The organism is Enterorhabdus sp. P55 (genome assembly GCF_009911695.1).
Taxonomy (GTDB): Bacteria; Actinomycetota; Coriobacteriia; order Coriobacteriales; family Eggerthellaceae; genus Enterorhabdus.
Map to the genome: position 1 here is coordinate 1 of NZ_QWKK01000033.1, position 24,170 is coordinate 24,170.

The following is a 24,170-nucleotide window of genomic DNA, read 5'->3' on the forward strand; positions in this document are numbered from 1 at the left end:
CCCCGCGCCCGCCGATCCGGAGCCGCCCGCGGCCGCCGACCCGGCCCCCGCGCCCGACGGCGCCCCCGAGGCCGACCCGCTGCCCGAGCCCTCCGGCTACGAGGCCGACCTGCCCAGCGGCCCCATCGCGCGCACCAATCCCGGCATCATGCCGCCCCTGGCGCTCTACAGCACGCGCGCCTTGGGGGAGCTGAGCTCGAAGCTCTTCGACCCCAACCTGACGGCCAAGGCCGGCGGCGGCCAGGAGCTGGGCGGCAATACCTACATGGTGAAGGACGCCGACACCCCGTCCATCACCATGGATGGCAACTTCTCGCTCACGTCCGGCGGCTACCTGGGCACCTCGAGCGACAACAAGAAAGAGCAGGAGGATTCCGCCGTTCAGCTGCTCCTGGACATCCCCTTCCTCTACTACGACAGCAACGGCGTCATGCAGGAGACCTATGACCACGCTACGTGGAATGACGCCCAGGGCAAGAACGGCAACGACGGGCAGCGCCTTACCGCGTCGCTGCCCTCGGACGTGTGGGACGAGTGGGAGATCTACGACATCAACGGCGGTGACGCCAAGGTCACCAAGGGGTATTATGATCGCAACTACCCGCAGGGCCTCACCGGCAAGTTCCGCTTCGTCTACACCGGCAGCGATGGCAACTACCGCATGGAGAGGGGCTTCAAGCGCCTCTCGCTCAACGTCAAGTTCCAAGGCGCGGTGCCGGAGAACACGGGCGGCTCCATCCTCTACGGCGCCCAGTACAACTCCTATACCGACTCCAAGGGCAACACCACCACGTCCTCAGTGCCCGTCTACATAGGCACGGGCTCCGACTCCACGTCGGGCACCATGCGCACCGCCACGTTCATCAAGACCAACCTGGACTGGGAGTACGACATGAAGTGCGTGGGCACTCCCATCCTCTGGGATCGCTACAACTACATGGTGTACGAGGCCACGGTCAAGAACGTGTCCGAGAGCACTGACAGCCTCATCGACTACCTGTCGTTCTTCTTCAACTTCCCCAACTACGTCCAGGATGGTCAGGGCATGATCACCAAGGACGTGTGCGCGTGGTCCTACGACCCGGACACCGGCGCCACCACCAAGCTGGAGGGCGCGAGCATCTCCGACGGGCACACGCTCATCGGCAAGCCGGGGCAGGGCGGCATCCTCATCTACGACGTCACCGACAAGGACGAGGAGTACGCCGAGCTCGACCTGGACACGTTCTCCAACGCCGAGGAGCTGGGGCTTCAGCCCCTGTACTACTCGACGGGCGGTCAGGACGGCATGATGTCGCTCATCGTCCACGAGAACCAGATGGGCGGGCCCCTGCGCGCGCCCGGCCCCGACGCGCCGGCCGACGAGGTGCACGACGAGAAGAAGCTCGTCATCGCCATGCCCTACACCACCAACTTCACGGCGGAGCTCGATCCCTCGGCGGAAGGCGGCAAGCGCTACCCGGCCGTGGAGATGAAGGCGTCGCCCACCGTGTGGTTCGGCGGCCGCGGCGAGAACAACGACTACGGCTGGACCAAGCAGACGGGCATCACCTCGGAGTTCAAGGCGGCCAAGTTGAACATGGAGGTGTCGAAGTACGTCATCGACCCTGCCACCAACCGCGCCACCATGACGGCGAGCGGCCCTCTGGGCTATCCGGTGAGCTACATTCTGGACGGCATGACCACCGCCGGCTCCAACGTGCCGCTGTACGGGCGCGACCTGCAGCTGGACGTGGACGAGTCCCAGCGCGTCGGCGCCGAGCTGCGCGACACGCTCCCCGACGGCTTCGAGCTCCAGTCGCTCGTGTTCACCGTCAACCAGTCAGGCGAGAGCGATCCGGCCGTCGGCCCCCAGCTGACCGACTGGTACTACGCCAACGCCGCCCAGATGGTGCAGGTGGAGGTGGCAGACGCCTCCGGCGCCACCTCGTGGGTGAACGTGGGCACGCCGCAGCAGACGGCCAGCACCCCCACGAGCGCCACCTATCGTCTGGGCATCAGCGACGCCGAGGCCGACAAGGTGCCGGGCACGGGCATCGCGGAGATCCTGGAGGCCCAGGGCATCGCCGCCATCCCGCAGAAGCAGTACGCCCCCGGCCAGCAGCCCTCGCGCACGTTCACCGGGCAGTTCCGCGTGCTGTTCAAGAGCCCGCTTCCCAAGAACGTCGCCGTCGCCAGCAGCGTGAAGGTGACGGGCACCATGCACAAGTCCAACCAGAACTACGTCAACGACGCCTCCATCCTCTACGGCCAGAAGCGCTGGCTGGCCGCGCCGAAGGAGGCCTACGAGAGCCTGCCTTTGACCTCCAACGACGCGAGCGCCACCTTCAAGCCCATCAGCACCTCGCCGAAGGTGGTCGCCGGCGCCTACAGCACCTACGGCGGCGATGTGACCGGCGGCGTGTACGAGAAGAAGACCAAGGAGGCGCTCGTGCGCGAGCCGGATGCCGGCTGGCGCTTCCATGTGTCCAACTCCGCCGTCTCCAAGATGGAGCCGGCCAAGCTGACCATAACGGGCCTCTGCTCGCAGGACACGCTCACGGGCAAGCGCGACGACTTCACCGCGAAGAAGGTGGTGCTGAGCAAGGACCTGCTGGCCAATGCCGAGATCAGCGAGGTTAAGATCACGTACTACCCGCGCGAGAACGTGGGCGGGTCGTGGCAGATAGGCGCCCTGCCCCAGACGGTGACGCTCACGGGCGACCAGGTGAAGGCCCTCGTGGACAACAACCCCACCATCACCGTGGACGGCGTGGCGCAGCCCAACCCCGACTACGAGCATGCCGTCATCCCCCTGAGCCGCTGGGCCAACGGCTACCTCTCGCAGGTCGAGGTGGTCATGGACTCCTTCGAGGGCAGCGCGCCCGGCGCGGGCGAGGACGCCTTCGTCGACATCAACGGCACGCCCACGCGCGTGCAGGACATCCCCGTGACGGCGGTGTTCGCCACCGACTACCACGTGCCGAACCCGGTCAACCAGTCCTACACCGACACGGCCACGCTGCGCAGCATGTACGTGCCCATCAAGCCGCGCATCACGCCGAGCTTCGGTTGGAACGACGGCACGGCCGACCATTGGGACAGCGCGAGCGCGCCGGAGAAGGTGCCCTACCGCTGGGGCGATGGCGACGGCGAGGAGGCGTGGTACTCCTACACGCTGGAGAACGACTCCGACTACCTCATGCGCGACTACAACCTGGACATGGTGGTGAACGACCTGGCCGAGACCGCCGATCCGGATAACGGCAACCAGACGGTCGTGCGCGGCTTCGTTCCCGAGGAGCTGCGGCTGGCCGGATTCCACCGCGGGGTGGTGGACGCCGCGACGGGCGAGGAGGGCTGGCTTCAGCAAGGCGAGGGCAGCGTGGAGTACATCGAGGTGTTCGGCCTCTCTGACACGCTCCAGTTCGATCCTGTCAAGGACGAGGGCCTCGTGCCCCTCAAGCGCTGGTCGATGGCGGAGCTGGAGCCCTATCTGGAAGATGCGGGCGACGGCACCTCCACCCTCAAGCTGCCCTTGGACGAGGGGCTGGACGGCCAGACGGTGAAGTCGGTGCGCATCCACTTCGGCGCCGTGCGCAAGCGCGCCCTGGCTTCCAGCGGCACGGCGGTGCGGGCCCTCATCTTGGGCCGCGCCGACACCCACGGCACCAACCTCGACGAGCGCGTGAGCACCGATTGCGCCGCCTACCCCACCACGGCCGAGTACGGAACGGGGTCGGAGGTGCGCCCCAAGGCCCACAAGGTCATGGTCATCAAGCCCTTCGCCGCCACCGTGGAGGCCTACGCCCACAAGCCGGTGGGGGTGCGTCCCAACGAGGCCAACGCCGTCGATCAGGCCGCGCCGCTTGAGGTGGCCAACTACTCCGAGGACGTGGGCTACCGCTTCGTGGTGGCCAACCGCCAGCAGGCGCGGTCGGACAAGACCATGGTCACCCTGGACATCGAGAGCCTGAGCGGCCTGCTGCCCGCGCCGGTGAGCCGCGTGATGGGCTACAAGACGCGCACGCTCACCTTCACCGAAGGGCTGTTCTCCCTGGGAACCGTGGCCCAGGTCGACGGCTCCGAGGCCTCGGCGCTCAAGGAGATGCGCTTCTTCTTCCGTCCGGCCTCCGGCACGGCGAACATGGGCACGGCGGTGGACGTGACGCTCACGGCGGCCGAGCTCAAGGCGCTGCTGGATGCGAGCGCCACCCCAGGCTCGTTCACCATCGACCTGGCCGCGGGCGCGTTCGCCGCCTTCAAGGACCGCTACCTGGAGCGCGTGGAGATCGAGTACGCCGGCATCGACCCCGTGGCTGCCGGCAAGGAGCTCACCGTCACCACCCACGGCACCGCCAACTGGTGGTACAAGCGCGTGAACGGGAAGGACTACGACAACCTGGACGCCCGCGCCCGCGTCATCCAGCAGGGCGCGCTGGACACCAAGGGCTCCTTCGACAAGGCGTCTGCCCTGCAGGTGTTCCGTCCCGCGCTGGAGCTGCACACCTTCGGCCAGTACGGCGAGTGGGACTACACCGACACGCATACCACGCCCGATGGCGCCAGCATGGACGGCAGCCGCACCCTCACCACGGTGCCCTACGACCGCGACTTCAAGCTGTTCACGCGCCTGTGGAACCAGCGTGGCTACTCCACCCTCGACGACGTGGACGTGAAGACCACGCTGCCGCTCAAGTGGGAGACGGGCATTGCCCAGGCCGACGGCTCCACGGTGAGCGCGTGGACGGGCTTCCACACCACCAAGATCACCGTGGCGCACCCCTTCCTCGAGTGCTTCGAGGACGAGGGCCTGGTGGGCACCGTGGTGCTCAAGGGCTACGTCGACGATGACGGGACGACCGCGCGCGAGGTCGTGCTGGAGCCGGCCGACGACTACGTGCCCGGTGCCGGCAAGCTGCCCACGAAGTTCGTGGTGAAGAGCAGCACCGTGACGCCGGATGCGTCCGATCCTGACTACGCGCGCCTCTCCGAGCTGGCGGTGACCGATGACGGCCTGGTGATCGGCGAGGAGTTCCTGTACTTCTGGGGCATCGCCAACCTGGCGAGCGCCGAGCTGCACAGCTGGAAGAACATGGACTGGGAGCACAGCGCCGCCGGCAAGGAGGCGCAGACCTTCACCTTCGACGGCTACACCGACGCGAACTTCGCCACCACCGAGCGGATGACCACCACGGCCACCAACCACCTCAACGGCATCCGCGAGGCCCCGCTCGGCAGCGACTATGAGGTTCTGCGTCGCGACGGCTCCGACGTGTACGTGTCGAAGATGTACTTCGACACGGTAAGCCGCTCGGGCTTCTGGGACAACGGTACCGGCACCGCCGGCACCGACCGGTTCAACCAGGGTACCGATGGCTCGTGGGATTCCACCCATTGGAAGGCGGACGGCTACACCGCCGGCGGCGAGAGCAACGGCGCCCTCGATGCGGGCTATAAGGCCCAGGTGTCGCTGCTCGCCGACTTCCGCCAGGTGAACAGCGGGCCGGGCGCCCAGTCCTACGCTCCGGAGTGGTCGTGCCACACTGAGCAGGGCGGCGCCTCCTACGTGGGAGCCCTCACCTACAACTCGGGCGCGCTCATCCACCTGACCCAGACCATGCCGGCCGGTTACTTCGACGCCTACTACGTGAAGGTGCGCAGCGCCGCCGTGCCCTACCTCAGGGGCATCACCGTCACCTACAAGAACGGCGACAAGCTGTACGTGAGCGCGCAGGAGATCCGCGACGCCTGGGCGAGCGGCGAGGCGTTCTCCAAGCAGACGGACGTGGACGGCAAGAAGTACTTCCGCCTGAACCTGCTCAAGACCAACGCCGCCGGCCAGCCCGAGGCCAGCTTCGGCAGCTCGGCCGAGGCTGACCAGTACGCCCGCAAGGACGGCATCGCCGACTACCAGAGCGTGGGCGAGCCGGGCAACCCGGTGACGAGCATCACCTACGACGTGTCCATCAACCAGGGCCAGTTCGCCACTGCCGCCAACCTGTTCGCCGACGGCACCTTCGAGGCGAGCGGAGATGCCTGGCAGAGCGCCGGCCAGCCCGACTACGGCACCTGGTACGGCGTGAGCAACGGCGACTGGGCCGACTGGCTCAACAAGATGGCCTTCGAGACGACGGGCCGCACCTACGCCGTGACCGGCGGCGACGGCGTGAACGTGCAGTCGAGCGTGACCATGGAGGTGGGCGGCGACCTGTCGGGCAACGTGCGCCCGCAGCACAAGGCCGTCACGCGTTATAACGCCCCCAAGGGCCCCAACTCCTCCGACATCAAGAGCAACTGGTCCTACCAAGACTACATCTGCCATGACAGCCACTGGAGCCATCACCACATGGAAGGCCGCATGCGCCACCTGGTGACCAACCAGCACCTCATCGTCCACGAGGACGGCAACTACGTGCGCAAGGACACGGTGACCAACGCCGCCGGCGCTTACGGCAACCGCCTGGGCAACTACGGCTACGAGGACGCGCGCTTCGCGGACGACTACCACTACGCCATGTCGTTCTACCGCAAGAACATCCGCTGGTTCTACAACAGCACCGACTACCGCTCCGGCGACGACTGGTGCGACACCTACGCCTCGTTCGCCGACCGCGTCACGCTCCACGACACGCTGCCCAAGTGCATTCCCGACAGCGATCTGGAGTACTACGGCTACCTCTCCACCGGCTTCCACTTCCTCAAGGACTCGGGCGTGTGGAAGCACCTGTCCGACTACGAGAACGCCTCCATCACGCTGACCACCCGCCAGTGGGATGCGGCGGGCGACAGCTACGCCGAGGGCGCCGCGCGCACCATCGTGGTGCGCCGCGACGGCCAGTACGAGGTGACCTACGACGGCAGCGGCGCCATCACCGGCCAGACTAAGCTCAACGACCGGGGCCTCGACTATATGGTGGCCAACCCCGGCTCCACCGGCGACGGCTTCCTGAAGTTCGGGCGCCCCGACGAGCGCGAGGCGGCGGTCATCGCCAACGCCTACGGCACCTACACCACCAACCCGGATGGCACCGAGGACTATAACCGCACGGACGCCGAGCCGGCTACCGTGCCGCTCAAAGAAAACGAGTTCGTCACCTCCTACGTGATGGACCTGGGGCCCTACTACGGCAACGGCGACTCCACGTCCGAGATAGCGGGCAATCCCGTCGACCGCGACGCGGCGGACGCGGCCACCGACTTCTACCTGCTGGGCCGTCCCTACATCTACAAGGGTGAGAAGAACCCGCTCACCGGTAGCGTGAGCGACAAGGCCGACGCCACCAACTCGTTCAACGCGCGCTACTACCGCTACGCCGACCCGCTCAAGCCCCTGGCCTCGGGCGGCTGGAAGGCCAACTCCAACGCCGGCGTGGAGCACCAGGAGTCCGACCAGGGCTACTACCTGGGCTACCTCATCCCGTTCAAGGACAACTACAGCCTCAACGCCAAGAACAACAACGCCGCGGACGTGTCGATGTACGACTACGCGCGCGACAACAAGACGCCCAACCTGGCTGAGTTCGAGGCGCGCTTCTGGAACTCGGAGGACGAGGACATGGGCCTCGCGTTGGATGCGCGTCCCGACGGCCCCAACCGCATCGCGCACATCAGCCACGCGCGGCTGACGAGCGAGCTGCACGACACCTTCCGCCTGCAGAAGGTGTACGTGCCCGCCGAGTTCGTGCCCGATCACACGGGTCACGACGTCACGTGGTTCCAGGCCAACAAGTTCACTCTGACCATCCGCAACACGGTGGGGACGACCACGCTCACCAAGGACGTCGTGCTCACCTGGAAGGATATGCGCGACGCCGGCATCCTCTCCGACGCGCCCCTGGCCTCGGGCGATCATGCGGGCGACTACGTGATTGACGTGGAGAAGTACCTGCGCGACCATGCCGACGAGCTGACGCTGTCCTATCAGGCAGTCGACGCCACCAACACCATTCCCGGCTTCAAGGGCGACGCGACGGTGGACCTCACCTACGCCAAGCCCGCAGTGGCCAAGGTGTCCTTTGAGTTCGACTCGCCCAACGCCGACCGCGCCAAGCCCGAGACCATGCTCGACTCGGGCGAGTACCTCTCGCCGCTGCGGGAGCGCAACCTGACCGCCTCGGCGGGCGCGACCTCCCAGCTGGTCGACCGCGACGGAAAGGCGCTGCCCGCGGGCACCCAGCCCCACTACACCTACGCCTTCGACGGCGTGTACGTGGATCGCACCGTCGGAAACTTCAAGGCCGCCACGGCCACCACGGCCACCGACCTGGAGGCGGGCCGCTGGGACTACACCTCAACGCCCACCTTCTGCAAGGACGGCAACGACTTCGATACCTGGAAGCTGCCGAACAAGCTGGTGGTGGACCAGGTGGCCACCAAGGACCCCAACTTCAAGGCCCTGGCCGACCAGTCGAAGAACACGGCGGCTCCTACGGCCAACTACCTGCTGTCGCACCGGCTGGCCATCATGGAGACCTCGCTCACCCGCGGCAAGACGGTGCAGACCGACGCGGGCGCCCAGACCGTGTTCGCCTACGACTTCGATGACCGCTCCATCACCACGCCGGTGAGCTACGACCCCGCCTCGGGCGAGGTGTCGGACATCCCCAACGGCGACGTGTACGCCGGTGACTACATCGAGTACCTGCTCTACGTGGGTACCGACGAGTGGCTGGACGAGGCCGCCAAGGAGCCCTCGCTGCCGCTCGAGCAGGTGGACGCCCGCTTCGACACGGCTCCCGGCCAGCGCGTGGTGGGCTGGGAGGTGGCCAAGGTACAGAAGGCCGACGGCACGTGGGTCAACGGCAACGCCACCGGCCTGGACGTGAAGGCCTTCCTCTCCGCCGACGACGGCTCGGCCCAGCGCCCTGCGCCCGAGAAGACCGACCTGTCCCTCGACGCCGGCGCCGAGGGCCTGAGCCAAAACCGCGACCTGCTGTTCCAAATTGGCGAGTACGATGCGGCCGACCCCGATGCCTCGGGCATCGCTCCGGGCAAGGGCCTGTGGCTGCGCGTCATCACCCAGGCGACTGACGAGCTCAACGACGATCCGGACTACCACGACGACGGCAACACGGCCTACGAGGACGACAACCCCAGCTACCAGAACCAGACGGTGGAGTCGAACTTCTACGCCGTGGCGCGCCCGAAGCACGGCTACACGCAGTACCGCGCCACGAGCCTGAACCACGGCAAGGGCGGTCTGGACTGGGAGAACAAGACCGGCTATGCGACGGATTCCACGAGCCCGGGCAGCGCGCTCGAGCCCATCCGCTACGCGTCGGTGAACGACATCGCCCTGCGCTACGACGGCAAGGGGCAGCTGGCGGCTCGCGACTACTCCAACATCCGCTTCCACTACCACAAAGACGATGTCATCAAGCTGGACGCCCAGTTCACCACGAACACGCCCTCCAACCCGGCCGTGCCGGCCGACGGCGACGGCAACCCGGCCCAGCTGACGGTGAGCGACATAGAGAACTACACGCGCCACACCAACGACCTGCAAGTGACCGTGCGCTTCACCGACGGCAACGTGGGCGGCGATCCCTCGGGCAAGGTGCTCTTCGAGCTGACCGAGACGCCCAAGATAGCCGCGTCCAACAAGACGGTGCTCACCGAGGGCGGCGCCGTAGTTGACCTGCGCTATCCGAAGGACATGCCGGCTAACGGCGTGGGCCCGGTGGAGGGGGAGGACGGCAGCCTCGTGCCCGGCCGTCCCGCCATCAAGGTGGAGTACTTCGACTCCGGCTATCCCGCGGCCACGGCCGATCCCGCCGCCTACGCCCTGCAGCCGGCGGCCCTCATGACCGGCACCGATCTGGCGCGTGCTGCCTCGGCGCCGGGCAAGTGGGTGAGCTACGCCGAGCTGGTGGCGCGCTACGGCACCGCCACGCCGGATGCGACCGACGAGGGGCACTCGGCCAACGGCAACCTCTTCCGCAAGGTCACCGGCGTGCGCTGGACCTACTACGACGTGCCGGCCACCAAGGACGGCGCGGCGCCCTACGAGCTGGAGGACGTGGCCCTGGTGGGCGTGGGCCGCTACGCGGACCTGCGCGCCCTCTCGGCCCAGCTGCCCAGCAGCGAGCAGGCCAACAGCTGGACTCCCACCGACGCCGCCGACCTGGCGCTGACCCACTACCATAACGAGTCCACCGTCCTCGACTTCTACGACGACCCGGTAGCCGGCGCGGCCCCCGCCCTGGCCGCCCCTGGCGCGGCGGTCGAGCACGGCCAGTGGCTCACCAAGCAGGACGAGGGCGCCACGCGCACCCTCAAGGTGTACCGCCGCACGCCGGTGATGCAGTTCCAGGGCCAGGTGTTCCAGACCGAGGCCATGGCCGAGGCGGCCTGGGACGTGAACGCCGCCCAGAAGCTCGGCTACGTGCCCGGCGAGCAGTTCTGGTACAAGAACTCGCTCAAGAACGTGCCCAAGGGGACCAACCCCGGCATTCGCGAGCTGGAGGGCGAGCTGTACAACCCCGTGCTCTACGAGCGCATCCCCTCCGACTACCTGAAGACGACGGACGGCGGCCAGATAGACGCCGCCTACCTGGAGCGCGTGCTGCAGGTGCGCTGGACCGACCGTGACGGCGACGACGTGTCCGCCGCCCGCCTGAAGGGCATGCGCCTGAAGGTGGAGGCGGTGGCCGAGGGCAGCGGCGAGGCGCTCGACTACGGCGGGGCCATGACCTACGCGCGCGCCGCGGCCACGCGAGGCCACGCAGGCTATCGCGCCTTCACCGACCTGAACCCCACGGCGGCGAACGCCAGCCGGCCGACCGAGTTCACGCTGCTCAAGATATCCTGGGTGGCCGATGGCGACGACGCTGGCAGCGAGGTCGACCCTGATGATGCGGCCAGCCGTCCGGTGGACGTGGCCACGCCGGGCAACTCCCGCATGGAGGTGGGCGACCTCATCGAGGTGTGGTTCCCCGTGCGCGCGGCCGTGGACGGCCTGCCCCAGGTGTACCTGGACCTGGGCGCGACGGGCGCCCTCACGGGCAATGCGGGCGTGGAGCCGGCGTATTTCCCGCGCATGGGCGAGTACTACTACTATCCCTACGCCTACGGCAACAGCGCCTCGGGCCGCATCAACCAGATGAACGGCACCATCTTCGACGGCACCCATGAGATGGGCAGCCCCGTGTACGTGAACACGGCCAGCAACCTCATGGACCTGGACTCCCTGCTGCTGGACTCGGCGTTCTCGGGCGACAAGGCCGAGCAGACCGACGTGTGGGAGATGTTCGACGGCTCGCTCACGTGGATTCCCGGCGTGGAGACCACCCACCAGCCCTACTACAACTGGTGGGACGTGAACAACTGGGGCGAGGAGGGCTCTCGCGGCATCTTCCTCGACGAGGACGTGCGCACCGCGCGCAACAAGCAGCGCGTGCGCTACACGCCGCGCCCCTACGCCGACACCGTGGGCGACGCCAAGGGGCTGCTGCCCTCCAGCACCCGCTACGAGGGCTGGTGGGACAGCGGCAGCGCCAACACGGGCGGTACGGCCCAGGCCAACGACAACGGCTCGTCGCTCACCAACCGCTACGTGCGCGACTACTACTCGTTTGTGACCAAGGCGCGCACCCAGGGCGACATGGACAGCCAGACCGAGCGGTGGGGGAGCACCGTGCCGCTCGTGTGGAGCGAGACCCGCGTGCATATGCAGAAGGCGTGGCTCGCCACGTCGAGTGACTTCATCACCGACCAGGACGGCGACGCCAAGGCCTCGCGCAAGTACCCGAGCGGCGTGGACAGCCGCTACCGGTGGCGCGTGGGCGACTACGACTACGCCGGCCAATGGCTGCGTGACCGCTCCGGCCTCATCAACGGCCACTACGTGACGGCCCTCGAGTACAACCAGGACTTCACGAGCCAGCTCATCGCCTACAACTACGGCGACCGCACGCTCGACGGCGTAGAGTTCACCTACGTCATGCCGCGCGGCGTGGAGCCCAAGTTCACGGGTAACGCGGCGGCCGACGGCATCGACATGGGCGACCTGGCGGCGCTCTCGGCCCTCTTGAACGATGAGGCCACGGCCAAGGCCTACGTGATGACGAACCGCGGCACGCCGCAGGATCAGCAGTACGACCCCCACGTGTCCGACAAGACGTGGGATCCCATCGACCAGGCCAAGGTGAAGATCGAGGTGCTCCAGTCGCCGGCGAGCGCCTACGCCGGCTACGACGCCCCGAGCGCCGCCCAGGACCCGGGCGTCTACCGCAGCGGCGCCACGCCCACGGTGGCCGACCTCTCGGCCGATACCGAGAAGTCCACCTACACGAGCGTGCCCTCGGACAGCGCCAACGCCCACAGCACCGCGTACCGCGACAGCTCCCAGCCCTGGGTCATCCGCGTGACGGTCGAGCACGACCTGGGCAAGTGGTACGGCCGGGCCATCGACGGCACGGACGCCAACGCGGCCGACCCGGACGAGTATGGCGACAACGGCTACCAGATAGCCGTCAACCTGGCCTCGCACGTGTTCGGCAGCAACGAGGACGGCGCCTGGTACGACCGTCTGCTCACGCGCCCGGTGGACGTGAAGCCCGCAGGCGACGACACGGCCGCCGGCCAGGAGCCGAGCAAGTCGAGCGCCTACTACCAGGTGATGGACGTCGACCACTTCGAGGGCGGCCATCATGAGGGCCAGAAGCACATGCAGGTCTACGGCATGGACTGGAAGGAGACCATCAACACGCGCTGGCTCCGCGAGCAGGACTACCAGCAGCTCTACGGCTCGCCCAACATGCCGTCCATCAACGGCTACACCATCCAGAACGCCACCGTGCGCACCGATGAGGGCAACGCCATGGGGTCGGTGGCACGCAACGACGGCTTCGACGGCTTCTGGAGCGAGGCCTACAAGGGCGGGGATGCGGCCGTGGGAGCCGATGCGGTGGTGTACGCCCAGACGGGCACCCGCGCCGTGCAGCGCAAGCCGCTCGTGCGCGTGTGGAACACCATCGGCGAGAACGGCGTGTCCGGCCCTTCCACCGACTACTACCTGGCGGCCGAGACCGACACGCGCCAGCTCAACATCCACGTGGAGAACCGCTACTGGTGGGATCAGTACGCCCGCTGCTCCTGGCGCAATTCGGTGGAGGAGCGGCGCACGGCCAACTACACCACCAACGGCGGCCAGAAGGGCGACCTCATCCTGCCCGTGGTGACCACGGTGCTGCCCGAGGGCATGGCTCCCGTGCACCGCGGCACGCGCAAGCCCTACGGCGAATGGCCCGGGGTGGAGCAGGAGATGGATCTGGCCGACTGGGACGCGGCCTACTCCTACAACGCCTACGCCGGCAACACTGCCGAGGTGACGGACAACGAGGACAATGCCTGGAAGGACGCCAACTTCCGCGCCACGGTCACCTACGAGCAGGTGAACCCCGAGACCTCCTATGACGATGACGAGCCGCAGTACCGCTTCGTGGTGCGCTTCACCGCGAAGGGCGACGACCTCGACCATGCCGAGGATGCCGAGCAGCGCATCCCCGCGCTGGGCATGGACACGTTCAAGTTCGACATCTCCCTGGTGGAGGAGCCGGAGTGGCCGGAGGAGCCCGATCACCTGGAGGCGGGGCGCGCCAACGAGAACATCCGCACCTACGTCACCTCCAAGATGACGGGGTACCAGTTCCTCACCGACAACGACATAGCCAACAACCCCTTCACCGTGGGCGCGCCGGCGCGCTACCGCGGCGAGACGGGCGTGGGGGAAAACGACGACTGTGGCGTGGTGGATCGCTACTTCGACAAGCGCCTGGACGCGCCGGTGGAGTCGTACCGATACCAATCCCAGAGCCAAGATAGCTGTTATCGTGGCACCCATAACGACACCACGCCGCGCATCTCCTGGTCCTACGAGCAGGACGCCCATCGCCCGGCGGACTACCAGGATTCTTCTTACCACAACACCTGGACTCGCTTCATGGAAACCGGCGCCCTGCCCCGTAACTACTACAACGACGGCACCCAGACGCGCGAGGGCGTGCAGAACAGCCCGCTCACGGGCTACTTCGGCAAGTACACCGAGACGGGCGGCACCTACGGCGCCGGCCTGAAGTCGGTGGCGCTGGCCGGCCCCGAGGGCGACAAGGGCCTCAACGCGTCGGACTACACCTTCCGCCGCCAGTATGCGCTCTCGTCGGCCACCACCCAGGGCCTCAACGGCAACGATGCGGCCGAGGTGACCGAGAAGTTCCAGGCCAAGACGGCTGACGCGCCGCGCACCCACACCGATGCGGGCGTCTACGCCACGCTCAAGCTGCGCTTCGTGTCGCCCACGTTCAGCTCGTCCTACGAGGCGGAGCTGGAGCCGGCCGACCGGCCGCGCGACGACGACCCGGCCACGTGGTCGGGGGCTTCGACGTCCACGGGCAAGGGCGCCCAGGGCACGAACGTGCTCAACAACGACGGCACGGTGAGCGCCGCCGGCGACCCGGACAAGCCCTTCGAGTACGCCGACACCCCCTGGTTCGCCGCCACCCTGCGCTGCGCCAACCCCGACGGCACCGCCAGCGTGGGCGGCCGCGGCGCGCTCAACCACGGCAAGCTCGTGTTCGCCCTGTACCTGCCCGACTTCGTGACCTTCTACGACCACGACAAGCTGGTGAACGCCGAGGACGACGCGACGGGCGCCTTCGAGCGCTACCTGGCCGACTACGAGGGGGACGACTACGCGTTCTACGTGGAGCGCACCTATAAGGACCGCCACAACGGCAACGCCGTCACCCACGAGAAGCTCACCCCCAAGCAGCTGGTGGCGCGCGGCTGGACGGTCAACGTGACCACCCAGCCCGCCTACGACGAGAACAACTTCACCGACCCTGACTACGGCAAGCCGGACGCCGACGACCCGACCGACGTGCCGGACGACCCCACGGTCAAGCCCAAGGCCCACGAGGGCGAGGTGGTGGTGTTCGAGCTGGCCCCGCCCGACGACGCCTCCGACGAGGAGTTCGACAAGTACGACAGCCTGCTGGCGGCCTACTGGGGCGGCGTGCACCCCGATGGCTACCTGGGCTACCAGGACGTGGTGACCCTCAAGGTGCGCACGCGCGTCGACAGCCTGGGCTCGGAGGAGTCTGCTACCGACGGCATGCTGGTGGACGGCCGCCCCGTGAGCTACAAGGAGCAGATGGACACCATCCGCTCGTGGGACGGCGAGAGCTGCCAGGCCTACTACACCACCGAGGAGCGCCAGCTCCAGTGGATGCAGGGCGACGACTGGGATCACACCTACGCGGCGGGCGACAAGGCGGGCACCACTGCCTCCAAGCCGGTGCGCCCCGACGACCCGCTGGCCGACTTCGGCGTGGACGACTTCGCCGCGCAGTCGCCGGTGCGCTTCTTCCTGAGCGGCACGAAGGCCCAGGATAGCCCTGCCTACGTCGACCAGGTGACGGGCGACGAGATGCCCGCCATCGACCTGGACTGCGACGGCGAGTACGACGACGTGTACGTGGGCGCCCAGGCGGGCTGGTTCCGCGTGCGCAAGCCCATGGCCAGCGTGCGCGCCGACACCGCGGTGCTGCGCCGCCAGATCACCGACCCCGACTTCACCACCGTCACCTTGGCCGACGACGGCCATGACGGCGGCAACAACCAGTTCTACCTGACCCAGGCCATCAACACCGGCGGCGCGGTGAACAGCTTCATCGTCGACTGGCAGGTGCCGTGGTGGTCCACGGGCGACTCCACCATCACCGACGCGCCGTTCCAGAGCAAGACGACGCCCATCGGCCGCATCGAGCCGAGCATCGCGCGTGTCAACACGGGCGTGTGGGAGGTTCCGGGCGCCGCGTACAAGTACGTGGACGCCGCCGGGGCCGAGGTGGACGCCAGCACGCCGGGCGCCCGGCGCGTGCCGGCCAACGAGGAGGCCGAGACCGAGAGCAAGCTGCGGGTGTTCGTGTACGTCCGCAAGGCTCCCAACGACCCCTCCGCCGCCCTGAACGGCTACGACGAGCAGAACGGCGCGGCCTATATCGACCATGAGAACTTCGCGCTGCCCGGCACCGATGCCGACCGCGACTACTTCTACGGCGAGGACGACGCCGACGACTTCAACACCGCCGACGGCAAGCGGGGCACCTGGCAGCTGGTGGGCAGCCGCGCGGGCTACGCCGTCTCCGACAAGCAGAACACCGCCATCCCCATCAACTCGGCTGGCAACGAGGACGTGCGCCAGGTGCGCTGGGTCATCAAGGCCGTGGGCGAGGACGGCGACGTGTCGAGCGACTACGAGTCGCACGTGACGCCGGTGCCCCACGGGTTCCGCCTGGCGGTGGACGCCATGCCCGACGACCTGTCCACCCCTGAGAAGGAAGCGGCCACCAAGGGCGCCCAGGAGGCCGACGACATCGACCCGAACCGCAACAACATCGGCTGGCAGTGGTACACCATGTCCAACGGCGACTACCTGCTCAACGCCGATGGCGAGAAGATGCTCAAGAACGGCACCGACATGCCGACCACCATCACCAGCAACGCGGCCGGCGTGCTGAGCCATACCCGCGTGAGCGAGGACCCCACCATCCAGCAGCGGCCCATCCCCCTGTACGAGAAGATGCGCAAGGGCACCCACCTGCTGGCCACCGGCGTGGATGACGGCATCTCCGTGCTGGCCGAGGGCGACGTGACCGGCGCTACCACCGCGTCCCACATCAACCACTTCGTGAGCGCCGTGCCGCGCTACGACGACACCAAGTTCGTGGAGGCCGAGCGCGACCGCGCCGGCTTCTACCGCGACCCGGAGTTCCCCTACATCAAGATCGACATGAGCCAGTCGTACTTCTCGGGCAACTACCGCACCGAGTACTCCTGGAGCACCGGCACCCCCGCCATCGACCCCGGCGGATCGCGCATGATGCGCTACTCCGTCCAGCTCACCAACTTGAGCGCCGAGCAGCTCGCCGCCCTGGGCGTGACGGGCGCGGCCAAGGTGGACTACTGCTCCAACCCGCAGATATCCATGCTGCTGCCCTTCATCGAGGGCTACGGCGCGGCCACGGCGCTCAGCGACGCGGACTTCCGCTACGTGCCCGCCTCGGAGGCGGCCAAGCCGACGCACCCGCTGAACATGGCCTACAAGAGCGTGGCCGTCACCCGCGACGAGCCCATCCTGGACAAGGACGGCAACCCCGTCTACATCTTGGATGGGGACGGGAACAAGATCCAGAAGACCGACGAGGACGGCAACCCGGTGTTTGACGAGGACGGCAACCCGGTGTGGCTCGTGGAGATGGACACCGTGGTGGTCACGCCTGCCCAGAACCTGAACGCCGTCAAGCCCATGTGGACCTACCGCGTGGTGGACGTGTCCGACGATCTGACCACCACCACGCCTGCCGACGCCTCTGGCGTGAACGACGTGCGCCTGTCTGACCCGCGCATCGGCGGCAGCCTGCTCATCGAGGACAAGGCCGGCTCGGCCACGGTGAAGACCCAGCGCAAGTTCATGAACTGGCGCTTCACCGGCGCGCCCTACGGCGACGGCACCCTGCGCAAGGGCAGTCTGGACATGGGCCAGGCCGTCATCGTGGACATCCTCATGCCCATCCGCTCGGACGCCAGCTCCGCGGTGAGCCGCGATCTGCTGATGGCGTCCAGCTACGCCTACAAGGACGGCAACTTCAACGGCTACGTGCCGGCCATCCAGACCATGGCCGACCGCATCGCGCTCGAGCGCGACTCGCGCGACGTGAACCTGGACGGCAAGACCGACCAGAAGATGGTGTGCATGCAGCTGGCCGCCCTCGGCTTCGTGTCGAGCGAGACCATCAGCCAGAAGAAGGAGTCCACCACCGACCTCAACTCCATGTTCAACGAGGCGGTCAACGGCCCGGCGGCCGCGCCTGAGGGGTCCAGCTACACCTACGAGATCTCCGCGCTCAACGTGGGCGCCGACGCCGAGAAGGCCAAGGGCTACATCCGCACCGCCTTCATGGACATCCTGCCCTACGAGGGCGACACCAAGGTCAAGCAGCTCATGGACGGCGAGCCGGTGGGCCGCAAGTCGCAGTGGAACGGCTGGCTGGACGACCTGGACTCCGTGAAGCTCGTGATGATGGATCCGCTGGACGAGGACAACCCCAACGGCCGCGTCATGGTGACCGAGGGCGCCGAGCGCGACCTCGAGGCAAAGCTGTGGGTGGGCCCCATCGCCACGCGCGGCGGCAAGCTGGTGCCGCTGCCCGAGTCGGGGATCACGCCGCCCTACGCCCAGTCCGGCGAGACCCAGGAAGACCAGTACATCATCGAGTGGATGGACGCCATCTCCCAGGATGACGCGGGCATGGCCTCCATCAACATGGTGAACCTCAACACCCTCAAGCAGTACGTGGAGGATCATCCCGACGAGGCCGAGAAGCTGAAGAAGGCCATCCGCTTCGTGTGGATGCGCGTGGTCAACGACAACTCCAACCTGCCGTGCCAAGGCTACATCCGCCTAAGCTACGACCTGCGCACCCCGCTCAACCTGCCCAAGTACAACGGCACCCTGACGGGCGACCGCGACTTCGACATGAACGAGGTGGACGGCCAGCCTGACGCCAACCCGGGCCTGGCCGCGCGCCTGGCCGAGGTGACGCAGTGGAACACCTACGCCCAGCGCCAGACCACCGGCGGCGCGTCGGGCAGCACCTCGCTCAAGGAAGAGGTCATGGCCGGCGTGTTCGTGGACGCCCCCGAGGGCCGCGGCTACATCGGCGACTACGTGTGGCTGGACACCGACTGGAACGGCCTGCAGGACGACACCCTGGGCGAGCTGACCACCGACGGGCTGGGCCGCTCGACCACCTACCACAAGGCCGACAACGGTCGCTTCCTCCTGTCCACCGACAAGGAGATCGACCCCCAGACGGGCGTGTGGACGGGCCTCTACGGCAACGGCCAGCCCACCTCGGCGCTGTTCAAGGACGTGAACTTCGACGGCGTGGCGGAGGATCCGGGCGTCAACGGCGTGAAGGTGGAGCTGCTCAACGAGTACGGCTGGCCGTGCAACCGCGACGGCGAGGTGGCCGTGCTGCGCAACGACGACAAGACCGGCTTCGAGGACCGCTGGGTGGTGGCCGACCCGCAGACGGGCGTGCCCCTGCGCAGCGACCTGGACGGCTACATCAGCGCCGACAACGGCGAGCCGTACTCCTATGTCACCGAGAGCGACTACTATGACAACAAGGGGTACTACATCCTGTCCAACCTGAAGCCCGGCAAGTACAAGCTGCGCTTCACGTTCCCGCAGGAGTACGCGTGGTTCTCGCTGACCACGCAGTCCATCGGCCCGGATGACGCGCGCAACCCGCTTTCGGTGGAGCGCAAGAACAACCAGATGATCGCCACCACCACCAAGGCCATCGACGTGGAGGCCGTGGCCTACGACAAGGACAAGTTCGCCGCCGGCGAGCCCGATCCGGTGCATGAGCGCTACGACGCGCGCATGACCAGCTACGACGTGGGCCTGGCGCGTCCGGTGACCATCAACGGCGTGGCCTTCCGCGACGACATGCTGGAGGACCTCACCGAGGAGGATCCCGACGACATCAACGGCGTTCTCGACTGGGTGGGCGCCGACTGGGACAATGCCGACAAGCTGACCACCGAGGAGCTGATGGCCTCGGGCACCGAGCAGAAGGAGCTGCGTCTCCAGAACATGCGCGTGGTGGTGCACGAGTACGATCCGGAGACGGACACCTACGACCCTGAGCCGGCCATCACGGCCGACGGCGTGGCGGCGGCCTTCAACACCGACGCCCAGGGACGCTTCGAGTTCCGCCTCATTCCCGACCGCCACTACGTCATCACCTGCGAGGACAACCGCCAGCGCCTGCTCAAGCCCACGGTGTACACCTGGGCCAACGGCGGCCCGCTGGAGATGCCGGGCGCCAACGGCGTGTGGGACAACGACCTGAAGATCGTGGGCGGCGTCAACCAGACCGCGCCCTTCGAGCTGAAGGTGCCCGTGGACGATGCGGGCCATGCGGTGTACGAGAACGCGGGCCAGCAGTGGCTCGGCTTCAAGCACTATCGCAAGTTCGCCCTGGGCTGGGTGGACGGCACCAAGGGCTACCTGGGCGACTACGTGTGGAACGACGAGAACTACAACGGCGTGCAGAACGGCACCGAGACGGGCATCGCCGGCGTGAAGGTGACCCTCGAGCAGTACTGGTGGCGCCCCAACGGCCACGAGACCGGCACCGACGGCATCGACGGCGCATGGGTTCCCGTGCCCGAGGATCGCATGAGCGAGCGCCTGAAGGCCAGCCTCACCCAGACCACCACGCCTTCCGGCAGCTACATGTTCAAGGGCATCCCCACCTACGTGCCCGACCCGGAGGCCTCGCCCAACATCAAGGACGAGGACAAGAAGAAGTACCTGGCGGGCTATCGTCTGCGCATCGACCGCGAGCTTCTGCGGGGGCTCTCGGCCGACTGGGCGCTCTCGCTGCGCAACCGCGCGCTCGACGAGGACGGCAACCCCGATGAGGCGCTTGACTCAGATGCGAGCAGCACCGTGCGCGCCATCCCCGCGCATCAGCAGACGCTCACGCCGGCGCCCTTCGCGGCGGACAACGCCTTCTCCTACTACCTGAACGAGGGGGCCGGCAGCACGGTTGCCGACGAGGACGTGGCGCCGGACGGCATGATCGTGGTGGCCGACCGGTACCAGGAGGGCACCTCGCTTCCCGAGAACTCCGTGCTGGTGGGCGAGGGCAGCCGCTTCACCCGCTATGACCTGGCGGCGGCGGTGCGCGTGGATCACTGGGACGCGGGCCTGGTGGAGGTTCCGCGCTCCACGGTGACCGGCCGCGTGTGGCAGGACGAGGACTACGACGGCATCCAGTCCTTCGAGGCAGAGGTCGACGAGGACGGCAACGAGGTGACGGACGCCGAGGGCAACCCGGTGCTGGTGGAGCCCGGCGTGCCGGGGCAGGTGGTCACGCTGACCCAGTGGTTCTACGACCCGGCCCGCACCAACCCCGACGACGGGGGCAGCCACTGGTTCCGCAACGAGGCCTTCGGCGCGGATGACCGCACCGGCGTGCGCGCCGTGGACGAGAACGGCGTGCCGCAGGAGGATGCTGACGGCAACCCCGTGTGGGCCGGGCCTGTGGTGACGGGCGGCACGGCCGCCAACGGCGTGGTGAGCGTGCGCACCGGCGAGGACGGCACCTACGCCTTCGACAACCTGCCGACGGCCTACACCGATCCGCAGGGCGCCCACTTCCTGGCGGGCTACCGCGTGCGCCTGGCCGAGCTCAACCACAGCGTGGACGCCAACGGCAACGACAACTACTGGCTGCTGTCGCGCTACCATGCGACCGACTTCGACGCCGCCGACGAGGAGGGCGCCGCCGCGTCGACGGGCCTCGACTCCGACGTGCCCGATTCGGTGGAGTCGCTCGTGAACATGGTGGTGCAGGGCCGCGAGGCGTTCAGCGCCGACAGCGCGGCCTTCGGCACCCGCGCCCATGACGGCCAGATCATCCTGGCGGGCGAGGTGGAAGCCGGCGGCTACGAGCAGTGGCGCGACTCCCACGTGCAGCTGGGCGCGGGCGAGGTGCTCGTGTCCGACGAGGACGCGCGCGCCTTCGACTGGCTGACCACCCGCGTGGGCGAGGACGAGGCCGTCGACGGCGGCGACGTGGGCCAGCTGCCGTCCCCGGTGCGTGACATCGTAGGCGTCATCTGGGACGACGTGGTGAACGACGGCATCCAGTCCGACGAGTTCGAGCGCGACGAGAACGGCGCGCTCGTGATGGGCGACGACGGCAAGCCCAAGCTGCTTGAGCCGGGCGTGAACGGCATCCAGGTGACGCTGGAGCGCTACGTCTCCGACGGCGCCGGCGGCTGGGAGGACGACCTGACCTGGGCCACCCAGGACGAGTGGGACGCCTACCGCGCCAACTACACCAACGGCCTGGGTGCGCCTGACCGCGGCCACAACCAGCAGACGGCCAAGCGCGAGGCGGCCGACGGCGAGCTGAGCGACGGCGTGTACCGCTGGAACGACCTGCCCACCCAGACGCGGGTGGACGGCGAGGTGCGCGTGTACGCCTACCGGATGCGCGTCACCGAGCCGCGCTACAAGACCCGCGGCTTCCTGACGGCCAAGTACGAGCGCGGCGACGACCCGACGCTCGACTCCAACCTCAACTACCACGACGCCTACCTCATGAAGGTGGACGGCTCGTCGTCGGGCGAGTACACCGTGCTGCTGGACGTGGCCGACGGCTCGTCGGTGGCCAGCAACAAGGTCCAGGCCGGCAACTCGTACAACGACAACTGGAACCTGGGGCTCATCGAGCGCCCGGCTGAGGCGGCCCGGGCCCTGGCGGCCCTGGGCGAGCCGGCTGCCCCGCGCGACACCGCGCCCACCGAGCCGGTGCTCACCTACGACGCCGCGAAGGGCTCTGACCGCGCCTACAACGACGGCGGCGTGCGCATGCCCCAGAGCCAGGTCATCTCCGGCTACGTGTGGAATGACCGCAACTACAACGGCCTCATCGACGAGGGCGAGCAGATGCTCGACGGCAAGCGCGTCATCCTGCGGCCGTGGGTGTGGGCCAACGGCAAGTGGAACGAGATGCCCGAGAGCGAGAGCATCGAGTTCATGACGGGCGCGGCCCTGAGCGGCTCGGGCCCCGCCGACCCGCAGCCGGGCGATCCGGGCTACGAGGCGGGCAAGCCGGGCTACTACGAGTTCCGCGACAGCCCGGTGTGCACCAACTACGATCCGAACGACCCGGACGGGCAGAACTACGATCCCGACAAGCAGTTCCTCATGGGCTACACCCTTGAGGTGCAGGGCGAGGGCGACGCCGGCGTGACGGGCCTGCCGGTCACGCGCCTGCTGGCGCAGCCGGCGAAGGCCGATGCTGACGAGGCGACGGACGACGCGGCCGACGCGCAGGCCCAGGCCGACGAGGTCAACTCGAAGGCCCATCGCCCCGGTGATGCCTCGCTGAGCAAGGACATCGTCACCCCGCTGGCCTACGGCGCGGGCAACTATCCGCTCGCCTGGGGCGAGCCCAACCACTTCGAGGAGCCCGACTTCTCCGGCACGGCGCGCGTGGCGGCCGATTCCGACGGCGGCTTCTCGGTGGTGGACGGCCGCATCGTCATCGCGGCGCCCACCACCAAGGCCGAGGCGACCGACCTGTACTACCGCGAGACGACGGCCGGCGGCTTCGACATCTCCGAGGGCCGCGACGAGCTGCGCCTGAACGCGGGCTTCGGGCCGTTCCAGACCACCGTCATCCGCGGCATCGTGTGGGACGACGAGAACTACGACGGCCTGCGCAACTTCCGCAACCCGCTCATCGACGCCGAGGGAACCACCCCGCCGGTGTCGGTGATCGACCAGGAGGAGCAGCCGGTTCCGGGCCAGCGCGTGTTCCTGACCCAGTGGTACCAGCATCCCGTGACGGGCGAGTGGACGCTCAACAAGAACTTCGGCTCCAAGCTGCCCGAGGTGGGCGACTTGACTGCCACCGACACCTCGGTGACGGTCAAGCGTGTCGTCGACGGCACGGAGTACGCCATCTACCCGACCGCCGGCCTGGCGCCGGGCGCGTTGCCCGACCTGACCACGCTCACGTGGTACGGCGATGACGGCGCGGCCAACCCGTGGCCGGGCAAGGAGGGCGTGTTCGAGGGGCTCGACCCGGCCGTCGAGTACGCGGTGATCTGCCGCCACGTGGCCGCCCGTGACGAGCTGTGCGAGACGCCGATGATGGTCATGACCCTGGGCGCCGCCACCGTGACGGGGCCCTCGGGCACCGTGCGCGTGTCGGCCGACTCCCTGGAGGTGACGGCCCCGCCGGCGGGTGACGCGCCCTACGGCTGGGAGTACACGCTGGCCGACGACCCGACGAGCCCCGATGCCGTGTGGGTGGCGGGCGACGAGGCGGGCCGCGTCGTGTTCGACGGGCTTGAGAGCGGCCGCTCTTACGCGGTGACGGCGCGCGCCCGCGGCAAGGAGGCCGTGGAGGGCCCGGGTACCGAAGGGCCCGGCACCGACGAGCCCGAGCCGGGTCCGGGGCCGGACGGCCCGGATGGCCCGGGCGATTCGGGCACCGATCCGGACGGGGGCGACGGCGGTGACGCCGGGACTGCGGGCGACGGCGGCGAGCCGGCCGGCCGCGCGGGTGCGGATGGCGCTGGCGACGGCG

The 24,170-nt window shown here is 68.1% G+C and carries 1 protein-coding gene; it reads left to right on the forward strand.

Annotation, left to right across the window (positions count from 1 at the left end):
* The coding region (locus D1643_RS05005) for an SdrD B-like domain-containing protein (RefSeq protein WP_201750970.1) at nt 1-24,170 on the forward strand (24,170 nt) is incomplete at both ends.